Below are 19,808 nucleotides of genomic sequence, written 5' to 3' on the forward strand. Positions count from 1 at the left end.
GCCGCCCGTCACACGTGCCGATGGTCCCTTCACAGCGGAAGCCATCGTTGCGATACTTGCTCAACTGACGGATGAGCCGTTGGAGGTGGGCCATGCTTCCGAGGGATGAGCGGCGCCGCCTGCGGGAGATCGAGCAGCAGCTCATCGGCGATGATCCCAAACTGGCCCGCCGGTTGACCGAGACCAGCGCGTGGCGGCGGCTGTGGGCGCTGATGTCGCCGCGGATGGCGCTGGTCGTGTTCGCCGCGGTCATCGCAGTGGTGTGCCTGTTCCTAGGCGAAGGCGGTGGCGTGTTGTCCGCCGGGGCGTTGGCCGTGATCGTGTTCCTCTCCCGAAACTGGCAGATCCGCCTGGAATGAGCCCGGAAACGCAAGGTCCCGGTCAGGCCACGCCTGCTGTAGGCGAGCACCCCGATGTTGTGCTCGCGGGGATAGGGCAGGATCTCCAGTTCGATCTCGCGCCGGAACCGGTGGTAGGGCGGCTGCAGGGTCTCGACCGGCCGGAAGCGGTCGGACTCGGCCAGCTGCCGGGCGTCGTAGTTGGACACCCCGACGTGCCGACCTCGCCCTCGTCGACCAGTTCCTGCAGCGCACCGGCGGGTTCCCCGGTCGGCGTGCCGGGGTTTGGCCAGTGCATCCGGTAGAGGTCGACGTGGTCGAGCCGCAGCGCCCGCAGGCTCTCGTCGATGCCCTGGCGCAGCCACGCCCGACCGGCATCGCGCGATCGGCCGCCACCGGGATCGATACCGCCCTTCGTCGCTATCACCAGGCTGTCGCGGTCGCTGGTCGGCTCGTCCCGAAGCGCGGTGCCGAGCACCTCCTCGGACCCGCCCGAACCCGTAGGCCTGCGCGGTGCCGAACAAGTTGGTGCCGAGCTCGCGCGCGTGCCGGATCGCTTCGATGGCGGCACGCTCGTCGAAGAACCCCCAATCCCGCCGAGCTGCCCGGTGCCGAAGGCGATCCGGGACACGGTCATGCCGGTCCTGCGCACGATTGTTTCGCGCCTGCCCAGGACACCGCACCCGGTGCCCGCACGCCGATCACTGTCCACAGTAGCCAGCTGAAGGGTTTTCCTTTTCCGGCTGTCAGGAGTTGTGCGGCACAAACCGGCGAGCGGTAGCACAATCGCCATGAGTTCACCTCCGGTGATAGGAGAATTCGATGACCTCTGTGGCGTTCCTGGGCACCGGCACGATGGGCGCCGCGATGGCGCGAACCCTGCTGGGAGCCGGTTTCCCGGTCCGGGTCTGGAACCGCACGCGCGCCAAGGCGGCATCGCTGTCGGCCGATGGCGCAACCGTCGCGGAGACGCCGGCGGAGGCCGCCCGGGGCGCTGACGTGCTGATCACGATGTTGCTGGACGCGCCCTCCACGGTCGCGGCGGGCGAGGCGGCAGTCGCCGAACTGGCGCCGGGCGCGATGTGGGTGCAGATGGGCACGATCGGACTGGCAGGTCTGGCCGAAGCACATGCCGCCGCAGGCGGGGTGACGCTGGTCGACGCGCCCGTGGTGGGCACGAAACTCCCGGCGGAGCGCGGCGAACTCGTCGTGCTGGCCGCAGGGCCGACCGAGGTGCGCGACCGCGTGCAACCGCTGTTCGACGCCATCGGGCAACGCACCCTCTGGCTCGGCGAGGACGCCGCGGCCGCGGCCGCAACACGGCTGAAACTCGTCGTCAACAACTGGATCCTGACGCTCACGAACGCGGTGGGCGAGGCGATGGCGCTGTCCGGTGCGCTGGGCGTGGACCCCGCGGACTTCCTGTCCGCGATCGGCGGAACAGCGACGGATTCGGCATACGCGCAGGTCAAGGGATCAGCCATCATCAACGGCGACTTCACGCCGTCGTTCGCGTTGCGCGCCGCGGGCAAAGACGCGGAGCTGGTCGCCGAGGCCGCGGGAGATTCGGTGCGGCTCGACCTCGCCGACGCGGTGCGGGAGCGGTTCCGGCGGGCGAAGGCGGCCGGTCATGGCGACGAGGACATGGCCGCCGCCTACTTCGCATCGTTCCAGGATTGACTCCCGGGTTTCTCGAAGCGTGGGAGCCACCGAGCCGTCGTTGACCTTCGCCGCGGGCGGCTGACAGCATCGTGCTCGTGTCCGGACGCATCGCGTTGACCTGGCGCCTGCACGTCGATCTGCGACGGCAGGCCAGCGCCGCCTGTCGTCCCCGCTGAGTTCCTCGCGCTGAATCCTCGCAAACCCCGCAGTTCCGGGGCCGTTCCCTCCTGCCCGCGCGCCGTTTCCCGCAACGATGGAGCAATCGACCGTGCGTCGTCGTGATTTCCTTGCTGCCCTTGCCCTTTCCACCGCCTCCGCCGGACTGCTCAGCGCCTGCGCGAGCGGCCGGGACGACCCGGCCCAGGCGCCGGTGCCCGCGCCCGTCGACGCCGGGCGACTGGCGCAGGTGACCCTGCGCGTCGGCGACCAGAAGGGCAATTCACGTTCCCTGCTGCGATCGGCCGGTCTGGACGACTTCCCGTACACGGTGCAGTGGGCGACCTTCCCGTCCGGTCCGCCGCTGCTGGAAGCGGTGTCGGCGGACGCGATCGACCTCGGCGGGGTCGGCAACACGCCGCCGCTGTTCGCCGCCGCGGCCGGGGCTAAGATCAAGATCATCGCCACCTCGAAGGGCAACGTCGCCAGCGATGCCCTGGTGGTGCTGCCGAACTCGCCGCTGCGGGGCCGCGACCAGCTCCGGGGCCGCAAGATCGCGGTCGCCAAGGGAAGTTCGGCACACGGCCAGATCCTGTTGACGTTGCGCGCGGCCGGGCTCACGGTCGACGACGTCGAGCTGGTGTTCCTGCAGCCCTCCGACGCGCTCGGCGCGTTCAAGCAGGGCTCCGTGGACGCGTGGGCGATCTGGGACCCGTACTTCTCGCAGATCCAGCTGGAATCGGGCGCCCGGGTGATCGCCGACGGCCAGGGCACCGCCAACGGCCTGAGCTTCCAGGTCGCGGGAACCGCCGCGCTGGCCGACGCGGGCCGCAACACCGCCATCGCCGACTACCTGGTGCGGCTGGCCAAGGCGCAGCGCTTCGCCGACGGCAACCGGGAGCAGCGCGCGCAGGCCTGGTCGGCGGACACCGGGCTGCCGATCGAGGTGACCCGGCGGGCCACCGGCCTGGGGCCGGACCTGCCGGTGCCGCTGGACGACGCAGTGATCCGCTCGGAGCAGGAACTCGCGGACGCGTTCGTGGCAGCCAAGGAGATCCCCCGCCGGTTCGAGTTCGCCGGGTTCGTCGACACCCGATTCGCGACCCAGCTCACCGCCGTCTGACACGACTGTCGCCGCTTCCCACGACGACAAGCAGACTCCGAGGAATCCGGGAGAACACCGCATGAGCGTCACCACGCACTGGTTCTTGCCCACCCACGGCGACGGCAGGTCCATTGTGGACAGGCCGCACGTCACGCCGACCGGGGCCGACACCCCGCGTCAGCCCGACATCGACTACCTGGCGCAGGTTGCGCAGGCCGCCGAGCACCTCGGTTTCACCGGGATGCTCACCCCCACCGGAACCTGGTGCCAGGACGCCTGGATCACCACGGCGGCGCTGCTGGCTCGCACCCGGCGGATCAAGTTCCTGGTCGCGTTCCGGCCCGGCTCGCTGACCCCGACGCTGGCGGCCCAGCTGGCCACCACCTACCAGCGGGTCTCCGGCGGGCGGCTACTGCTCAACATCGTCACCGGCGGCGAATCCGTCGAGCAGCAGCGCTACGGCGACTGGCTGGACCACGACCAGCGGTACGCGCGCACCGACGAGTTCCTCGCCGCGCTGCGCGGCATCTTCACCGGCGAGCCGCTCGACTTCGATGGCGAGCACTACCAGCTCCGCGGCGCCACCGCGTTCGAGGCGCCGGACCCGCAGCCCCCGCTGTACTTCGGCGGTTCCTCGGACGCCGCCCTGCCGGTGGCGGCGCGGCACGCCGACGTGCACCTGACCTGGGGCGAGCCGCCGGGCGCGGTGGCCCGGAAGGTGCAGCGGCTGCGCGAGCTCGCCGCCGACGAGGGCCGCACTCTGCGGTTCGGCATCCGCGCCCACATCATCACCCGGGACACCAGCGCCGAGGCCTGGGCCACCGCGCAGAAGTTCGTCGACCAGATGGATCCCGCCGATGTGGCCCGCTCCCAGGCGAAGTTCGCGACCACCGAATCCACCGGCCAGCGAAACATGGCCGCCCTGCACGGCGGTGTGCTGCGCGGCGACGCGCGGGAGCTGGAGATCCACCCCGGGCTGTGGGCGGGGGTCGGTCTGCTGCGCGGCGGCGCGGGCACCGCGTTCGTCGGCAGCCACGCCGAGGTCGCGGATCTGATCGAGGAATACCACGCGGTGGGCATCGAGGAATTCGTGCTCTCCGGCTACCCGCACCTGGAAGAGGCGTACTGGTTCGGCGAAGGAGTGCACCCGGAACTGGTCCGCCGAGGCCTGCTCGCTTCGGCCGAGTCCCCGGCACCCGAGCTGGCAACCGCCAGGTGACCTACCCGCAATTTCGATGGAAATTGGGCTCTTGTGACTTTTCTGTGGGTGGTTTGAGCTTGGATTTTGGTTCTGGAGACGGGGGCACACCGTTGCTACGTCTAGGTTTCTGGCTTGTCCAGAGTCAGGAACCGAGGAGCGGACAACGGCGTGCCGAAGGCCGGTTTATGGCGTGTTGTGGTGGGCGTCGACCGGAGCATGGTCATCGAGGATGCCGAGTTCAACGAGACCGCCGAAGTGGTGGTGGTACACGTGCGTGCGCGTAGGCACGAGTGTCACCAGGTCGTGAGCGGCAATGCCGGTTCTTACCGGAACAAACACTCACCACCAGTCCCCACCTGGTCGTGAGCGGCAATGCCGGTTCTTACCGGAACAAACACTCACCACCAGTCCCCACCTGGTCGTGAGCGGCAATGCCGGTTCTTCGGAGCCGGTTCTTACCGGTGTCGTGTCTCGGTAGATGTGTCAATCCCCGGACACGCATAACTCACGGAAGAAGCAGAAGAGCCGGAAATCGCAGAAGTTATCCGCAATCTTCGGCGTGTCGTGTCCCGACACGCCGAAGATCCGCAATTTCCATTGAAATCGGACCTTCGATTTCAATGGAAATTGCGGTCGGTGCGGTGTCTTGTGTGGTGGGGGCGGGCGCGTCACCATGGTGGGGAGATTCTGGACCGAAGCGGTCTGAAATCTCCGGTGCCGCGCAGAGGAGGCAGCGTTGACGGGCTCCGCAGGACGCCAGCCGGTGATCGCCGGTCTGGGCATGACCGAACTTGGCAAGGTCTACGGCCGCACCGCGGGGCAGTTCGCCGCGGACGCCGTGCGCGCCGCCGTCGCCGACGCCGGGCTCAAGCTGTCCGATGTGGACGGAATCCTCACCAACTCCGGGATGTCCGGCGGCGTCGACATCTGGACGCTGCAGCAGGAACTCCAGGTCCGCGACCTGCGGCTGCTGACCGAGATGCAGGCGTTCGGCTCGTCGGCCGGCTCGATGCTCGCCTACGCCTCGATGGCCGTGCAGTCCGGCATGGCCGACACCGTCGTGTGCGTGTTCGCCGACGCGCCCCGCCAGCCCGACAAGGGCAGCGTGGCCGCCGCCTACACCTGGCGGCGCAAGCCGACCGGCTTCGAAGGCCTGCTCGGCGCAAGCGGCCTGACCAGTGTGAACGCCATGTACGCTCAGGCGGCCCGGCGGCACATGAACACCTACGGGACCACCTCCGAGCAGCTCGGCGCGATCGCCGTGGCACAGCGGGAGTGGGCCGCGCGCAACCCGTTGGCGCAGTTGCGGGAACCGATCACGCTCGCCGACCACCAGACGTCGCGGATGATCGCCGACCCGTTGCGGCTGCTGGACTGCTGCCTGGTCAGCAACGGCGGCATCGCCGTCCTGGTCACCTCCGCCGACCGCGCCGCCGACCTGCGGCAACCGCCGGTGAACGTGCTCGGCTTCGCGCAGTGCCACCCCAACTACCCGGCCGCGCGCGGCAGCGAATTCGGCCTGGTCAGCGGGGCGGCGCAGGCCGGTCCGGCCGCATTGAAGATGGCCGGGTTGTCGATCTCCGACGTCGACGTCGTCGAGTTGTACGACTGCTACACCTTCACGGTGCTGATCACGCTGGAGGACTACGGCTTCTGCGCCAAGGGCGAGGGCGGCGAGTTCGTCGCCTCCGGCGCGCTGGCGCCGGGCGGAACCCTGCCGGTCAACACCGGCGGCGGCCAGCTGTCCGCCTATTACATGTGGGGCATGACCCCGCTGTCCGAGGCGGTGATCCAGGCCCGCGGCCACGGCGGAGAGCGGCAGGCACCGCGCAACGACGTGGTCCTGGTCAGCGGCAACGGCGGCATCCTGGCCCACCACTCCACCGTCGTGCTCAGCCCGAACTCCCTCGATTAACGAGTGTTTCAAAAATGGTTTGCGTAGCGGTGCGGGTAGCGGCACCTCGGGCGCCGTCTAGCTCTGGGATCCCCGACATCATGAATGCCAATTCACCACGTCGGGGCTGTCCTCGCGAGACCTCCCCGGAGAACCCGCGCCGGTGCAAGCTGAGTCCCACACCGCAAGCGGCTACCGCCGCTTATGGAAAAGATCATCGCTGAATCCGGGAGGAACCGTGATCTCCGTTGCCCGCAACGAGGCGTCCGCCGCGTTCTTCGACGGCAGCGCCCGCGGCGAACTGCTCGTCCGACGCTGCCCGCAGTGCTCGCCGGTCATCGCGCCCAACGTGCCGCAGTGCCCGGCCTGCGGCTCCACCGAGCTCAGCTGGGAACCCGCGAGCGGTGCCGCGACGGTGGTGACCTGGACCGTGGTGCCCGTTCCCGGCGGCGGCCACGTCGTCGCCGGCATCGTCGAGCTCGCCGAAGGGCCCTGGTTGCACGCGCGGATCCTCGACGTCGCGCCCGAGGACCTCGCCGAGGGGATCGCGCTCGGCGTGGGCTTCGAGCGGCACGAGGACGGCGAAGCCGTGCCGGTTTTCCACGCCGTCTGACCAGAGCGCGCTTCGCAGGTGGCTTGCTGTGGGACCACTGCGGCCCCATGTGCCGCTCACGAGGACAGGCGCTGGATGCTTGCCGAACTGCTGGACGACCTGCGGGCGGAAAGCGCGGACCTGGACGCGATGGTCGCCCGGCTGGCCCCGGAGAGGTGGGCGACGACCACGCTGGCGGCCGGGTGAACCATCGCCCACCAGATCGCGCACCTGGCCTGGAGCGACGACAAGTCGCACCTCGCCATCGCCGATCCCGACGAGTTCGTGGGCGGCAGCGCCGGGACTCGGAGGACATCGGCGTCTACGCCGGAGCCGCCGAAGGCGTCCGTACCGAGCCCGGCAAGCTGCTCGCGCGCTGGCGCGCGGGACGCGACCGGCTGCCGGCCGCGCTCACCGCCGCCCCGGCCAACGGTCGCCTGGTCTGGTACGGGCCGCCGATGACGCCCGCGTCGATGGCCACCGCGCGGATCACGGAGACCTGGGCACACGGCCATGACGTCGCCGACGCCCTCGGCGTCACGCGCGAACCCACCACCGCGGCTGCGCCACGTCGCACACCTGGACGTGCGAACCTTCGGATCCTCCTTCAGCACCAACGATATTCCCGTCCCCGGCGGGCCGCTGCGCGTCGAACTCCGCGAGCGGGGAAGCGGCGAGTGGGCCTGGGGCCCGGAAGCCGCCGCCGACCGAGTCAGCGGCCGGCGCTGGACTTCTGCCTGCTGGTGGCGCAGCGCCGGTACCGCGACGACCTGGCGATCGGTGCCGTCGGCGACACCGCGCGCCAGTCGCTGACGATCGCGCAGGCCTTCGCCGGTGCACCAGGCTCCGGCCGCGCTCCGATCGGTTCGTGAACGCTTGCGCCGGTGAGAACCGGGATCACCACTCAGGGCACGGTCGTGAGCGAATTTTCCGGTAAGAACCGGAAGATTCGCTCACGAACGCTTGCGACGACACGTACAGCTCGACGCCGCCGTCCTCGGTGGGCAGCGCCAAGCCGGACTCCGGGCCGAGGCATGCCTGATCCTGCATGCCGACCTCGTACTCGCCGGTCACGACCACGTCGGCCTGCTCGCGCGCGGCGGTGAGATCGCCGTGGCGAATCTTGACGTGCCGCACCAGGTTTCCGTCCGGGTGCACTCGGCGCGCGTCTTCGAGCGCGAGTTCCGCATCGGTCAACGGGTCGAGGGATTCGTAGTCGACTTGGACGAGCCTGGCCGCCTGCCGCGCCGTCTCCGGGTCGTCGGCGGCGTTCAACGCGAACCGGTTCGCCCTGGTTATCGTCCGATGTGGATCTCTCGACGATTACGATCCTCCAGCACTTCGCCTCCGATCGCGCGCCCTACATCACCAGTGGGCTCGTGATCATCGAGGACGCGGAGACCGGAGTCGGCAACACGAGCTGCCGCCGGTCGATGGTGCACTCTCCCACCGAACTCGCCACCAGCCTGCACTCGCGGGGCGACCTGTGGCGGCTGTGCGAGGAGTATCCGGCGAGTATCCGGCGAACTCGCCGAACGGGCCTTCTCTCCACGCGCGGGGCAGCAAGGTGGTGTTCATCGGCCGCAACCTCGACCCGAGCACCTCACCGAAGGCCTCCAATCCTGCACGGCCTCGGTTTCGGCCGCTCAAGTCCCGTGAGCGCTTTTCGGTGCCATAGCCTCTGCCATAGCCGCGAACAATACCGCTTAGCCTGGGTTGATCTTGGTGAGAGGTAGGCTCGCACCGCCGCGAGTTCTCAGACGTCCTCCGGCGAGGACAGTCCCAAAGCCGCGTTATTGGAAATCCCGGAGACCAGATGGCGTCTGGGGCTCCGCCACCCGCACCGTCACGCAAAACGACCCTGGGGAACAGATCATCCTGGGTTCAGGCCTAGTCGGTGGGAGATCCACGGCAGGGCGTCGGCGAAGGCCGTGCGCCAGACGTCGAAGGTGTGCCCGCCGTCGGGGATCACCACCAGCTCGGTGTCGATCCCGGCCACCCGCGACAGCTCGGCTAGCCGGTTCACGGCCGCTCGCGGTTCCGGGTCGTTGTCGCCGACCACGAAGAACCCGTGCAGTCCGGGAAACCTGCGGTGGGTCAGCAGCCAGGACGGCTCGTGGGCGTCGAAATCCTGCTGCGAGCCGCCGAACAACGCATCGGCAGCCCCCGCCGGGTCGTTCACGTCGCCATCGCGCGGGCCGAGCAGGCCGCCGAAGTCCCCGAAAGTCGCGAACACATCGGGATGGCGCAACGCGAGCATGATCGCGCAGCTGCCGCCTTCACTGAGCCCCGCCACCGCCCAGTCCCGTCCGGGGTCGCGGGTGAGGAATCTGCTGTGCACGAACCGGGGGACGTCCTCGGTCAGGTAGGTCTCGGCGTTGCCGCGGGCGCTGTCGACGCATTCGGTGTCCGCGAAGACGCCGCCGTTGACATCGGGGATCACGACGATCGGCGCTACGCCACCGTGCTGGGCCGCCCACCGGTCGGCGGTCCGCTGCGCCGCTCCGCCGTCCAGCCAGTCCGTCGGGCTGCCCGGAGTGCCGTGCAGCAGGACGATCACCGGCAACCTCGGCCGCGGGCTGGCGAACCACGCGGGCGGCAGGTACACGTTGGCGGGGCGTGCCTGGAATCCCGAGGCCTGGACCGGAATGTCGACGGTGACCACCATGCCGGACGCCGGCGGTGCCATCTGGGCGTTGAGCATCTCCAGCGAACCCTCGCTCTCCTCGGCCACCCCGAGCGCCTGGGCGAGCGTCAGGTAGTAGCCGAAGTACGCGTTCACCCCGACCAGCGCGTTCAGCGCGAGCGCACCCACGACGAGCGGGACGAGCAGCCAGCGCGCAGCGCGGTCGCGGAATCGCCACACCAGCACCACGAGCAACACCAGTGCTGCGGCCAGCAGCAGCGCGCGCACCGGCCAAAAGTCGACCAGTGAGAGATCCGCGCAGAAATCGGCCAACCACCGCATTCCCGGCAACCTCCCAGAATCCCGACACCGACCGATGTGGACGCCCGCCAGCGTACCGGGGGTTTTGCCGGAACAAACCGGAAAACCGGGTCATACGGACGAAATCGCCGGACGGCACAGCGATTCCACTCGATGGGTAATAATCGTCTTCGTGCGGGTGGCATTGACGAGTGGCATAGGCACGGGACCGCAGCTCCCCGCTTCGGTCACCGAACAGGCGGGCGGGCGCAGTCCACTGGAGTCCGTGGTGCTGGTGGGGGTGCTCACACTGCTGACCATAGGCGCGATCGTGGTCGTGAAGCGGTGGAAATTGCGCAGAATCGCCTATTCCGTCCCGGTTCTGCTGGCGCTGCTGACATGCGCGGCCGGGGTCAACAGCTACGTCGGCTACGTTCGGTCGCTCGACGACTTCGGTCGGTTGCTGATGCTCGCCAGCGGCGGCAACAGCGACACCGAACCAACTGCGATGCAGCCGAACCTGGTGCCGGGCGGCGTGCGGGTGACCGACGTCTCACTGCCCGATCCGCGGCTGGGTATCCCGACCGGCCGCACCCGGGTGCTGCTGCCGCCCGGATACGATGACCCGGGGCGGGCCAACGAGCGCTATCCGGTGGTCTACCTCGTGCACGGCTACCCCAGCGGCGGCCCGGACGACTGGCTCGGCCCGGGTGGCGCGGTACAGACCTTGCAGGCGCTGTCGGACGCCCGCGCCGCGCGGCCGATGATCGTCGTCGCGGTGGACGCCACTGCGGGCACCGGCACCGACTGGGAGTGCCTGAACGTGCCGGGCGGCCCGCAGCTGGAGTCGTACCTGACCACGACCGTGCCGCAAGCGATCGACGCCCGATTCCGCACGCTGCCCGACCGGGGCGCCCGGGCGATCGGCGGGATGAGCGGCGGCGCGTTCTGCGCGCTGAACCTGGCGCTGCGCAACCAGAACACCTACTCGGTGATCCTGGCCAGCGAGCCCTACGACGACCCCGAAACCACCTTGCTGGACGGCCACCCCGACCTGCTGCGCGCCAACACCCCGCGCGAGTACCTCCCGGCGTTGCCGCTGACGCGACCGCTCTCGGTGATGCTGCACGCCGGTGTCGTCGCGCACTCCGACGTCGACCTCGCATACCGGCTCGGCGACCAGCTCGCCGCCCACGGCGCGAACGTCGCGGTGCGCACCGAACCTGGCGAATGGCACACGTGGCGCAACGCCCGCATCGGCCTGCCCTACCTGCTGACCTTCGCCGCAGAGAACTTCACCGCCGGCCAACCACAAGAACACCACTGACGGAACCACCGGCTCCGCACGTCAAAGCCCACGAGCGGCGGCTAGTCGCGCCGGGTCCGTCGTAGTCGTAGTCGGTGGCTAGTCGCCATGGCGACTGTCCGGGATGTGGCGTTGTGGCGGCGCCGCTCGTGCCTCGAAACACCAAGGCCCTTGCCGCGCCCTCGCGGAGCCGGGGCACCCGAACTTGCCGGGGCAGTGCCGGTGATGGGTGTGAGGCGAAACGGACCATACGGCACACCTTATTGACGCGAACAGTCCGTTCGCCCCACACCAACAACCCGCAGGTACACCACTCGCCCCACAACAAGTTCCCAGGCGGGCTCTACGCCACCCCAAAATGATCCCGGCATCGTCGAGGAAGTGCGACGCTTCGACAAGCTGGTCGGGATCCGGGTCGACATCGCCCGGATCCCGACCGAGCGGCTCGCCGAACTAGTCGAGCTCGCGTGGCGGCACAAGGCGCCGAAGCGGCTCAGCGCCGAGCGGCGAGGTCCGCCCTGACCAGCGGGAACGCCAGGGTCTCGCGGATCGATCCGCCGGTGAGCAGCATGATCAGCCGGTCCACGCCGAGCCCCAGCCCGCCGGTGGGCGGCATCGCGTACTCCAGGGCCGCGAGGAAGTCCTCGTCGAGCTCCATCGCCTCCGGGTCGCCGCCCGCGGCGTGCATGGACTGCTCGGTGAGCCGGCGGCGCTGCTCGATCGGATCGACCAGCTCGGAGTAGCCCGTGCCCAGCTCGGTGCCGAACGCGACCAGGTCCCAGCGCTCCGCTAGGCGCGGATCGGTCCGGTGCGGCCTGGTCAGCGGCGAGACCTCGGCCGGGAAGTCGGTGTAGAACGTGGGCTCGGTGGTACGGGCTTCCACCAGCCGCTCGTACATCTCCAGCAGCACCGCGCCGCGCACCCAGCTCTCCTGGTGCGGCACCGACGCCGCGTCGCACAGCTTCCGGAGGCGGGCCAGCTCGGTGTCGGCGGTGACTTCCTCGCCCAGCGCCGCCGACACCGCGTCGTTGACCGACACAACCGGCCAGTCACCACCGAGGTCGAACTCGCCGTCCGGGCCGACGGCCGTGGGCGTGCCGCGCGCGGCGGTCGCGGCCGCCAGCACCAGCTCCCGGCACAGCTCGCGCATCGTCGTGTAGTCGCCGAAGGCCTGGTACGCCTCCAGCATCGTGAACTCGGGATTGTGCTTGTGCGAAACGCCTTCGTTGCGGAAGTTCCGGCCGATCTCGAACAGCCGCTCCACGCCGCCCACGCACAGCCGCTTGAGGTACAGCTCCGGGGCGATTCGCAGGTACAGACGCATGTCGTAGGCGTTGCTGTGGGTGGTGAACGGCCGCGCGTTCGCCCCGCCGTGCACCGGCTGCAGCATCGGCGTCTCGACTTCGAGGAAATCCGATCGAACCAGCGTTTCCCGCAGCGCGTGCACCGCGGCGCCGCGGGCCCGCAGGGTGTCGCGGGCTTCCGGGCGCATGATCAGGTCCACGTGGCGCTGCCGCACCCGGGCTTCGGGATCGAGCAGGCCCCGGTGCTTGTCCGGCAGCGGGTGCAGGCACTTCGCCGCCAGCTGCCAGCCGCTCGCCAGCACCGACACCTCGCCGCGCCGCGACGTGACCACTTCGCCGGTCACCGACACCTGATCGCCGATGTCGACTCGCTGCCGCCAGGCCTGCTGCAGCTCGGTCCCGGATTCCTTGGTGGTGAGCATTACCTGCAGGTCGCCGGAGAAGTCCCGCAGCGTCGCGAAGCAGACCCCGCCGTGGTCGCGCAGCAGCACCACGCGCCCGGCCACCGAAGTGTGCTCGCCGGTCCTGGCGTCGGCCGGGAGGTCCCGGTAGTTCACGGCGACGGCCCGGCAGCGCTCGGTGCGCGGCACCGCGACCGGGTAGGGTTCGATGCCGTTGGCCCGCAAGGCGTCCAGCTTGTCCCGCCGCACCTGCTGCTGCTCCGATCCGACGCGCCGCGGCACCTCGGATTCCGTTTCCAGCTCCGGGAGTTCCACCGAATCATCCAATGTGGACTTTTGGCGCGGCGTGGGCAGGAAGCCCTCCGCGACCGCCGAGGCGATGCCGACCCGTGCGAGGTCGCGCCGCTCGGCGAACGCCACGTAACGCGGGAACCAGTGCGGCAGGTACTTGACGTTCGACCGGTACAGCGACTCCAGCTGCCACCACCGGGAGAAGAACAGCAGCAGGCCTCGCCAGGCCCGCAGCACCGGACCAGCGCCGATCCGCGCGCCTTCCTCGAACGCGGAGCGGAACATCGCGAAGTTCAGCGAGATCCGCTCCACCCCGAGCCGCGGCGCGGCCTGAGCCAGCGAGCTGACCATGAACTCGACGACGCCGTTGTCCGCGTTGCGGTCGCGGCGCATGACGTCCAGCGACAACCCTTTGTGGCCCCACGGCACCAGCGAAAGCAGCGCCACCAGCTCGCCGCGGTCGGTCTGTGCCTCGACCAGCACGCAGTCGCCGTCCTCCGGGTCGCCGAGCCGGCCGAGCGCCATCGAGAAGCCGCGCTCGCTCTCGGTGTCGCGCCAGGCTTCGGCCAGCCGCGCGATCTCGGCCATCTCCGTCTCCGGCACCTCCCGGTGCCGCCGGATGCGCGCGGTGTGCCCGGCGCGCTGAACCCGGTTCACCGCCTGCCGCACCGGGCGCATGTCCCGGCCGTCCAGGCTGAACTCCGCGACGTGCAGCACCGCTTCGTCGCCGAGCTGCAGGATCTTCATCCCCGCGCGCGAGTACGCCGTCGCACCGGGTTCGCTGACGCCCATCACCGCCGGCGTCCAGGTGTACTCCCGGCACATCGCCAGCCACTTGGCGATCGCCGGCCGCCAGGCCTCCGGGTCGCCGAGCGGATCACCGCTGGCCAGGCAGACCCCGGCTACCACTCGGTAGGTAATTGCGGCCTTGCCGCTGTCGGAGAACAGCACCGCCTTGTCGCGGCGGGTGGCGAAGTAGCCCAGCGAATCGCGTTCGCCGTGCTCGGCGAGCAGGCGCCGGACTTGCTGTTCCTCGTCGGGACGCAGGGCGGCGGCAAGCCGCTGGGCGCGCAGCAACAGGAACAGCGCGGTGAACAGGGCGGCCGCGCCGAACAGGCCGAGGACGAAGTTGACCCAGCCTGGCGCATGCCCGACCCCGGTGATGTTGAAGTCGATCGCGCCGCCAAGCACCCGCTCGAGGGTCCAGGTCAACCGTTCCTGCGCGCCTCGCAGGGAACCCGGGAACAACGAGACCAGGCCGTAGCCGAGCCCCACGAACGCGGCGATGAGCAGCACGAACACCACCGCCGCCTGGTAACCGCTGCCGCGTTTGGCGCGGCCGTAGAACTCGCCGCGCGCCAGCCACAGGGGCACGAACGCCAGCGCCGAGACGATGATGTTGGCGCCGAAGACCCATTCGTGGGCGATCGGCACGTGGTAGCGGGCGCCCAGCTCCTCCATCCACAGCGCCTCGATGCGGTCGCCCAGCACCACGAGCACCACGACGTCGCCGAGCACCTGCAGCGCCAGGATGCCGATCAGGATCCACAGCGCCAGCCACTTCCTGCGTTTCAGCGCGGCCGCCAGCACCGCCAGGAACGCCCCGTAAGCTAGGTTCGGCGGAGCGGGGAACAGGACGTTGTCGACGAACTTGCGCACCGGCTGCATGTTCCCGAACAGCGCAAGGCCCACCGCCGAGGCCACGCACAGCAGCGCCACGACGAGCACTGTGCCGGCGGTGATGCTCGGCATCCGGCTGCGCCACCGTCGCCGCGCGGTCTCCTCCTGCTGGGCCACTGCGTCCCTCCCCGGGCGTGGATCGGCGGTGCGGTCGTCGGGGTCGGCTCACCGCATTCGCGCCGCCACCAATCTACGACCGGTCGGGTACTCCGCGCCGCCACCCCGACCACACCTCACGCGATTTCCTTGATCTTGGTACCCAATTCGGCGATGTCCGCCCACAGAGGACCAATCGGCCGATTGGGATCCCGCAGTCAGCTCCCGGCAATGCCACCAGGCTCGCCAGCTGCTCCGGCCGGTTCGCGCCGCCGTGCGACAGCACCACACCGGAACCGGTGGTGACCACGGCATACGGCGGGCCCGGAACGCTGTTGACGTCGCAGACGTCCGGACCGGTCACCAACGGCAGCGAGATCTCCTGCCCGTCGAGACACTCCCGAACCTCTTTCGGCCCATCAGCGCTCAGCAGCACCACGGGCAACGTCGCGGCGGCCGCGCCGGGTTCTGGCAGCATCACCCGGCAATGGCCGCAAAGCGGGTCTGCTGCAGGAGCCCCGATGCGGGAACCGTTGAAATCGAAGAGCCCGAAATGGCAGGAAAAGGGCGTTTACCTGCTGACGGCGTCCATCGTCACACTGCCTGGATCGGGGACCCGCCCAGGCAGGCACATCGGTTAGCCGGCGAGGAAGTCGTTGATCAGCGTTGCGCAGGCCGCCGGGTTGTCTTCCTGGACCAGGTGCCCGGCCCCGGCGATCCAGTTCAGGTCGGCATGCGGGATCCGCTGCGCCAGGTTCTTCGCGCGGTCCGGCGGTAGCCAGGTGTCGTGGTCACCCCAGGCGATCACGACCGGGCAGTCGACTTCCGCATAGCGGTCCTCCATCTCTCGAGTGAAGCGTTCGTCGGCCTGACCGATCTGGCGGTAGAACGCCGGCTGGCCAGCCTCGCCAAGCCAAGGTGCGACCAGCGCGTCGAGCACCTCGCCGCGCAGTTCGCGGTGCGCCGCCGTCGCGATGTAGGTGCGGACCAGCGCCTCGTGCAGGTTCGGCGGCAACGCCGCAAAGACCTCGGAATTCTCCTGCACCAGGCGGAAGAAGTCCGATCCCCACGGGCGCACGCTGACCGCGTCGACCAGCGCCAGCCGTCCATATCGGACACCGTCGAGCAACGTCGATCGCAGCGCCACCGCTCCGCCGAAATCGTGGGCGACCACCGGGGGAGCGCGCAAGCCCCAGTGCCGCAGCAAGCCGGTGAACACCTCCTGTTGGGCCGCCAGCGAGACGTCCTGGCCGTCGCGCTTTTCCGACCGCCCGTAGCCCGGCATGTCCCAGACGAACACCTGGTGCCGGGCGCTGAGCACACCGGCGACGTCGCGCCAGACGTACGACGAGAACGGTGTCCCGTGCAGCAGCACCACCGGGTCCCCCCGCCCCAGGCTCGCCCACCGGACCGTCCCGTGCGGCGACTCGTACTGCTCCGGCAGATCCCAGCCCATGCCCACCTCCTCCAGTTACCGTCTAGAAAGTTCTGCCAGTAACGTTACCAGCTGAGGTGCGATGCCGGTAATCTTTATTCGTGGCATACGACCGACCGGCCGCGCCGGGCGACCTCCAAGCAGTCGAGGCGTTCGGCAATTCCGCACGTTTCCTGCACGGCGAGGACGCCTTCGCGGACCTGGCTAGCACCCGGGACTGGTTGCGCACGCACGAATGGCACGACGCGGCCGGCGAACTGGACGAATCCGCGCACCGAGAACTGGTGCGCGCCCGCGAGGCGATCCGCGAGTATCTCGCCGGAACCGACTCAGCGGAGGTGAACGACTACGCGCGCCGCTTCCTGCGGCCGCCGCAGTGGCAGGACGGCCAGGTGGTGATCCCGACGGCGCACGCCACCGCGGCCGAGCGGCTGATCGGCCGGCTGATCGCGACCCTGGTCATCGACGGGCTGACCGGCAAGCCTGGCCGGCTCAAGGTCTGCCGCGCCGAAGTCTGCCGCTGGCTCTACTACGACCGCTCCCCCGGCAACAACAGCATCTGGTGCAGCATGGACATCTGCGGAGCACGCCACAAGATGCGCGCCTACCGAACGCGCCGAACCCGTTCGGGGAATGAGTGAGGGGCACCCTCGACCGCTCGGTCGGGGGTGCCCCTCACCTCGAACAGGACGGGATCAGGCCACGGCTTCGTCCGCGTCGTCCGGCGCGTCCTCGGGGCGCACCGGCAGCGCGTCGAAGGCCGCCGGCGGCTCCTGCCAGTGCGTCGCCGATCCACCGGCCTGGATCGCCTTCCACACCCGCTCCGGGGTGGTGGGCATGTCGACGTGCCGCACCCCGAGGTGCCTGAGCGCGTCCACCACCGCGTTCTGCACCGCAGGCGTGGAACCGACGGTGGCGGACTCGCCGATTCCCTTGGCGCCCAACGGGTTGTGCGGGCTCGGCGTCTCGGTGTTCGACGCCTCGAAGGACGGCAGGTCCGCCGCGGACGGGATCGTGTAGTCGGCGAGGGTGCCGGTCTCCGGGTTGCCCTCGGCGTCGAAGGTCACCTGCTCCCACAGCGCCTGCGCGATGCCCTGGGCCGCGCCGCCGTGCTGCTGGCCGCGCACGATCATCGGGTTGAGCACCCGGCCGCAGTCGTCCACCGCGATGTGCCGCAGCGGCCGGACGAACCCGGTCTCCACGTCCACCTCGACCACCGAAACGTGGGCGCCGAACGGGAACGTCGCGCCGCCGGGCACGAAGTCGATGTTCGCGGCCAGCCGCCCGCCGTCCTCGCCGGCGGCGCGGGCGAGCTCCGCCCAGGCGATCGTCGCGCTCGGCACCCCGGCCACGCCGAGCTCGCCGCCGTCGGACAGCTGGATGTCGTCGACGGACGCCTCCAGCCGGGACGCGGCCAGCTCCTTGGCCTTCTGCAACACTTCCTGGCCGGCCTCCTGCACGGCGCTGCCGGCGATCTGCAGCGACCGGGACCCGCCCGTCCCGCCGCCGCGCGGCACCTCCGCCGTGTCGGACTGCACGAACTCGATCGACTCCATCGGAATGCCCAGCGTGTCGGAGACGATCATCGCGAAGGAGGTGGCGTGTCCCTGGCCGTGCGCGGACGTGCCGACCTTGATCCGGGCGCCGTTCTCGTGCACCTCGACCTCGGCGTAGTCACCCGCACCACCGCCGGTGATCTCCACGTAGGCGCTCACCCCGATCCCCAGCAGCACTTTCTCACCGGCGTCGATGCGACGCGCCTGCTCGGCACGCAGCGCGTCGTAGTCGGCCAGCCGGAGCGCCTCGTCGAAGGGCAGCGCGTAGTCGCCGCTGTCGTAATTGGCGCCGACCACCGTCTTGTACGGGAAGGCCTCCGGAACGAGGAAGTTCTTGCGCCGCAACGCAATCGGATCCATCTCAAGCTCGGCCGCGGCCAGGTCCATCAGCCGCTCCAGCATCGCCGCTGCCTCCGGCCGCCCCGCACCACGGAATGCGCCGGTCGGCGTGGTGTTGGTGATAGCGGCGAGCGCGTCGTAGCTGATCTTCGGGATCTGGTAGACGCCCTGCGCCATCATGCGCGTCGAGCTCAAGGCCAGCGCGCCGCCCCAGCCCGCGTAAGCGCCGGAGTCGCCGATGACACGGCAGCGCAGGCCGACGATGGTGCCGTCGCGCTTGAGCCCCAGCTCCGCGTACTGCACCTGCGCGCGACCGTGCGGCATCGCCTGCATGTTCTCCGAGCGCGTCTCGATCCACCGGACCGGGCGTCCCAGGCGCTTGGCCGCCGCGATGGCGACCGCGTGCTCCGAGGTCACCCCGGCCTTGCCGCCGAACCCGCCGCCGACGTGCGGGGAGCTCACCCGCACCCGCTCCGGCTCCCAACCGAAGGCCTTGGCCACCCCGTCGCGCAGGACGTGCGGCATCTGCGTCGAGACGTGCACCGTGACCTCGTACTCCTCGTCCGGGCCGCCCGGCTGCACCGCGATCGCGTTGCCCTCCAGCGGAACCACCGCGACGCGCTGGTTCTCGATGCGGGCCCGCACCACGACATCCGCCTCGGCCAGCACGTCCGCCCCGGCCGGGTCACGGTACCCACCGGCCACGTTCGACCCCAGCTCCGGGAACTGCTGCTCCGCCTCGGGATCCAGGGCCTGCTCCGGGTCCGCGACGACGGGCAGCGGGTCGTAGTCGACGTCGACCAGCTCGATCGCGTCGGCGACCGCAGCGGCGCTCACGCCGACGACCACCGCGACCGCCTCGCCGACGAACCGAACCCGGTCGGTGGCCAGCGGGGGTCGCTTGACGTTCGGGTTGAGGTCGACGAACGGCGGTGGGATCGGCACGTCCAGGTCGGCCGCGGAGAACGCGGCGACGATGCCCGGCGCGGCGGCGGCCGCTGCGACGTCAATGCTGCCGATCTGCGCGTGCGCGACCGGCGAGCGGACGAACCCGAGGTGCAGCATGCCCTCCAGTTCGAGGTTGCCGACGTAGGTGCCCCGACCGCGGAGCAGTTCCGGGTCTTCGACCCGTTGGACCTCGGTCCCCAGTAATGAACCCACCATGTTCGAAACCCTATCCGTCCAGTCGCCGACAAGCATCGAAAAAACCGGTTGCGGACGGAGCGCAACAACGAACATCCGGCAAAAATTCCCGCCTGCCCGGATCCGGACCCGACCACTCCGGCCAGGCGGACGTACGGCCCGAGCACCCGTGAGTTTCTAGGCCAACCCCCTGCGGGGCCGCGGCGGTCCGTCCACGATGGCGGCAACCGGCCGATTCCGGACGATGCGGCGGAAAGCACCAGTTCCAGCACCTTCGGCACCCGCCCGATCGCCGGAATTCCCTGCCCGGCGAGGAAACGCGACAGCGCCCGCAACATCCCGGTCGCCGGATCGAAGGCGTGGGCGCACGCCCGGCTCCCGCC

General features: G+C 69.9%; 18 protein-coding genes and 2 pseudogenes. 13 read left to right on the forward strand and 7 right to left on the reverse strand.

Features of this window, described 5'->3' with window-relative positions:
* Positions 1 to 92: 92 nt before the first annotated feature.
* Positions 93 to 359 (forward strand): DUF3040 domain-containing protein, encoded by a 267-nt coding sequence (locus FDZ84_RS00840; protein WP_168589706.1) that lies wholly within the window; start codon positions 93 to 95, stop codon positions 357 to 359.
* Between the two features lie 26 nt (positions 360 to 385).
* Here the strand turns inward: FDZ84_RS00840 and FDZ84_RS00845 are convergent.
* Positions 386 to 909, reverse strand: a pseudogene (locus FDZ84_RS00845) (aldo/keto reductase); the annotation flags it as partial.
* On the opposite strand from FDZ84_RS00845, the gene FDZ84_RS40445 reads away from it, so the two are divergent.
* From FDZ84_RS40445 to FDZ84_RS00875, 8 genes are all read left to right on the forward strand, one after another.
* Complete coding sequence (locus FDZ84_RS40445; protein ID WP_371812950.1) at positions 806 to 1,063, forward strand: hypothetical protein; 258 nt, start codon at positions 806 to 808, stop codon at positions 1,061 to 1,063. The pseudogene FDZ84_RS00845 and the gene FDZ84_RS40445 overlap by 104 nt on opposite strands.
* A gap of 97 nt (positions 1,064 to 1,160) precedes the next feature.
* The gene (locus FDZ84_RS00850) at positions 1,161 to 2,018 is read left to right on the forward strand and encodes an NAD(P)-dependent oxidoreductase (protein ID WP_168584279.1); all 858 of its coding nucleotides are present in this window, start codon (positions 1,161 to 1,163) and stop codon (positions 2,016 to 2,018) included.
* Between the two features lie 77 nt (positions 2,019 to 2,095).
* Positions 2,096 to 2,176 carry a putative leader peptide gene (locus FDZ84_RS40450; protein ID WP_371812946.1) on the forward strand — a complete coding sequence of 27 codons (81 nt, stop codon included), beginning with the start codon at positions 2,096 to 2,098 and terminating at the stop codon, positions 2,174 to 2,176.
* 92 nt (positions 2,177 to 2,268) lie between these two features.
* Positions 2,269 to 3,279 (forward strand): ABC transporter substrate-binding protein, encoded by a 1,011-nt coding sequence (locus tag FDZ84_RS00855; protein ID WP_371812752.1) that lies wholly within the window; start codon positions 2,269 to 2,271, stop codon positions 3,277 to 3,279.
* A gap of 61 nt (positions 3,280 to 3,340) precedes the next feature.
* Entirely contained in the window at positions 3,341 to 4,480 is a 1,140-nt protein-coding gene (locus FDZ84_RS00860) for an LLM class flavin-dependent oxidoreductase (RefSeq protein WP_168584281.1), read from the forward strand.
* 718 nt (positions 4,481 to 5,198) lie between these two features.
* On the forward strand, positions 5,199 to 6,377 hold the full coding sequence (locus FDZ84_RS00865; protein WP_371812753.1) for a thiolase family protein: 1,179 nt from the start codon (positions 5,199 to 5,201) through the stop codon (positions 6,375 to 6,377).
* A gap of 217 nt (positions 6,378 to 6,594) precedes the next feature.
* Positions 6,595 to 6,969, forward strand: a complete 375-nt coding sequence (locus FDZ84_RS00870) for a Zn-ribbon domain-containing OB-fold protein (protein WP_168584282.1) — start codon at positions 6,595 to 6,597, stop codon at positions 6,967 to 6,969.
* Between the two features lie 182 nt (positions 6,970 to 7,151).
* Positions 7,152 to 7,820, forward strand: a complete 669-nt coding sequence (locus FDZ84_RS00875; protein WP_246868713.1) for a maleylpyruvate isomerase family mycothiol-dependent enzyme — start codon at positions 7,152 to 7,154, stop codon at positions 7,818 to 7,820.
* A 91-nt stretch (positions 7,821 to 7,911) separates the two neighbouring features.
* On the opposite strand, the pseudogene FDZ84_RS00880 reads toward FDZ84_RS00875, so the two are convergent.
* Positions 7,912 to 8,242, reverse strand: a pseudogene (locus FDZ84_RS00880) (molybdopterin cofactor-binding domain-containing protein); the annotation flags it as partial.
* 13 nt (positions 8,243 to 8,255) lie between these two features.
* Here FDZ84_RS00880 and FDZ84_RS40455 point away from each other — a divergent pair.
* Positions 8,256 to 8,684, forward strand: a complete 429-nt coding sequence (locus tag FDZ84_RS40455; RefSeq protein ID WP_210435385.1) for a UbiD family decarboxylase domain-containing protein — start codon at positions 8,256 to 8,258, stop codon at positions 8,682 to 8,684.
* A 137-nt stretch (positions 8,685 to 8,821) separates the two neighbouring features.
* Here the strand turns inward: FDZ84_RS40455 and FDZ84_RS00890 are convergent, their stop codons facing one another.
* Complete coding sequence (locus FDZ84_RS00890; RefSeq protein WP_168584284.1) at positions 8,822 to 9,916, reverse strand: alpha/beta hydrolase family protein; 1,095 nt, start codon at positions 9,914 to 9,916, stop codon at positions 8,822 to 8,824.
* A 163-nt stretch (positions 9,917 to 10,079) separates the two neighbouring features.
* Here FDZ84_RS00890 and FDZ84_RS00895 point away from each other — a divergent pair, with 163 nt between their 5' ends.
* Together FDZ84_RS00895 and FDZ84_RS00900 are read left to right on the forward strand one after the other, a co-directional pair.
* Positions 10,080 to 11,201, forward strand: coding sequence for an esterase family protein (locus tag FDZ84_RS00895; RefSeq protein ID WP_168584285.1), 1,122 nt, complete (start codon positions 10,080 to 10,082; stop codon positions 11,199 to 11,201).
* Positions 11,202 to 11,561: 360 nt separating this feature from the next.
* Positions 11,562 to 11,702, forward strand: a complete 141-nt coding sequence (locus FDZ84_RS00900; protein ID WP_168584286.1) for a hypothetical protein — start codon at positions 11,562 to 11,564, stop codon at positions 11,700 to 11,702.
* Here FDZ84_RS00900 and lysX read toward each other — a convergent pair.
* The 3 genes from lysX to FDZ84_RS00915 all read right to left on the reverse strand — a co-directional run bounded on the left by lysX (position 11,674) and on the right by FDZ84_RS00915 (position 16,408).
* Positions 11,674 to 14,928 carry a bifunctional lysylphosphatidylglycerol synthetase/lysine--tRNA ligase LysX gene (gene lysX, locus FDZ84_RS00905; RefSeq protein WP_371812947.1) on the reverse strand — a complete coding sequence of 1,085 codons (3,255 nt, stop codon included), beginning with the start codon at positions 14,926 to 14,928 and terminating at the stop codon, positions 11,674 to 11,676. The two genes, FDZ84_RS00900 and lysX, sit on opposite strands and share 29 nt — an antisense overlap.
* A 118-nt stretch (positions 14,929 to 15,046) precedes the next feature.
* Positions 15,047 to 15,433 carry a hypothetical protein gene (locus FDZ84_RS00910; RefSeq protein WP_168584288.1) on the reverse strand — a complete coding sequence of 129 codons (387 nt, stop codon included), beginning with the start codon at positions 15,431 to 15,433 and terminating at the stop codon, positions 15,047 to 15,049.
* Between the two features lie 156 nt (positions 15,434 to 15,589).
* Positions 15,590 to 16,408 (reverse strand): alpha/beta fold hydrolase, encoded by an 819-nt coding sequence (locus FDZ84_RS00915; RefSeq protein ID WP_168584289.1) that lies wholly within the window; start codon positions 16,406 to 16,408, stop codon positions 15,590 to 15,592.
* 80 nt (positions 16,409 to 16,488) lie between these two features.
* Here FDZ84_RS00915 and FDZ84_RS00920 point away from each other — a divergent pair, with 80 nt between their 5' ends.
* Positions 16,489 to 17,028 (forward strand): CGNR zinc finger domain-containing protein, encoded by a 540-nt coding sequence (locus tag FDZ84_RS00920; protein WP_168584290.1) that lies wholly within the window; start codon positions 16,489 to 16,491, stop codon positions 17,026 to 17,028.
* A 54-nt stretch (positions 17,029 to 17,082) separates the two neighbouring features.
* On the opposite strand, the gene FDZ84_RS00925 is transcribed toward FDZ84_RS00920, so the two are convergent.
* A complete protein-coding gene (locus FDZ84_RS00925) occupies positions 17,083 to 19,446 on the reverse strand; it encodes a xanthine dehydrogenase family protein molybdopterin-binding subunit (protein ID WP_168584291.1) in 2,364 nt (787 codons plus the stop codon).
* Between the last annotated feature and the right edge of the window lie 362 nt (positions 19,447 to 19,808).

This window comes from Saccharopolyspora sp. ASAGF58 (genome assembly GCF_012277335.1).
Taxonomy (GTDB): Bacteria; Actinomycetota; Actinomycetes; order Mycobacteriales; family Pseudonocardiaceae; genus Saccharopolyspora; species Saccharopolyspora hattusasensis.

What these genes read in the sequence shown, in the direction of transcription:
- FDZ84_RS00925 (WP_168584291.1), bottom strand. Translation starts at nt 19,446, where the DNA reads ATGGTGGGTTCATTACTGGGGACCGAGGTCCAACGGGTCGAAGACCCG.
- FDZ84_RS00915 (WP_168584289.1), bottom strand. Translation starts at nt 16,408, where the DNA reads ATGGGCTGGGATCTGCCGGAGCAGTACGAGTCGCCGCACGGGACGGTC.
- FDZ84_RS00860 (WP_168584281.1), top strand. Translation starts at nt 3,341, where the DNA reads ATGAGCGTCACCACGCACTGGTTCTTGCCCACCCACGGCGACGGCAGG.
- FDZ84_RS00850 (WP_168584279.1), top strand. Translation starts at nt 1,161, where the DNA reads ATGACCTCTGTGGCGTTCCTGGGCACCGGCACGATGGGCGCCGCGATG.
- FDZ84_RS00840 (WP_168589706.1), top strand. Translation starts at nt 93, where the DNA reads ATGCTTCCGAGGGATGAGCGGCGCCGCCTGCGGGAGATCGAGCAGCAG.
- lysX (WP_371812947.1), bottom strand. Translation starts at nt 14,928, where the DNA reads ATGCCGAGCATCACCGCCGGCACAGTGCTCGTCGTGGCGCTGCTGTGC.
- FDZ84_RS00890 (WP_168584284.1), bottom strand. Translation starts at nt 9,916, where the DNA reads ATGCGGTGGTTGGCCGATTTCTGCGCGGATCTCTCACTGGTCGACTTT.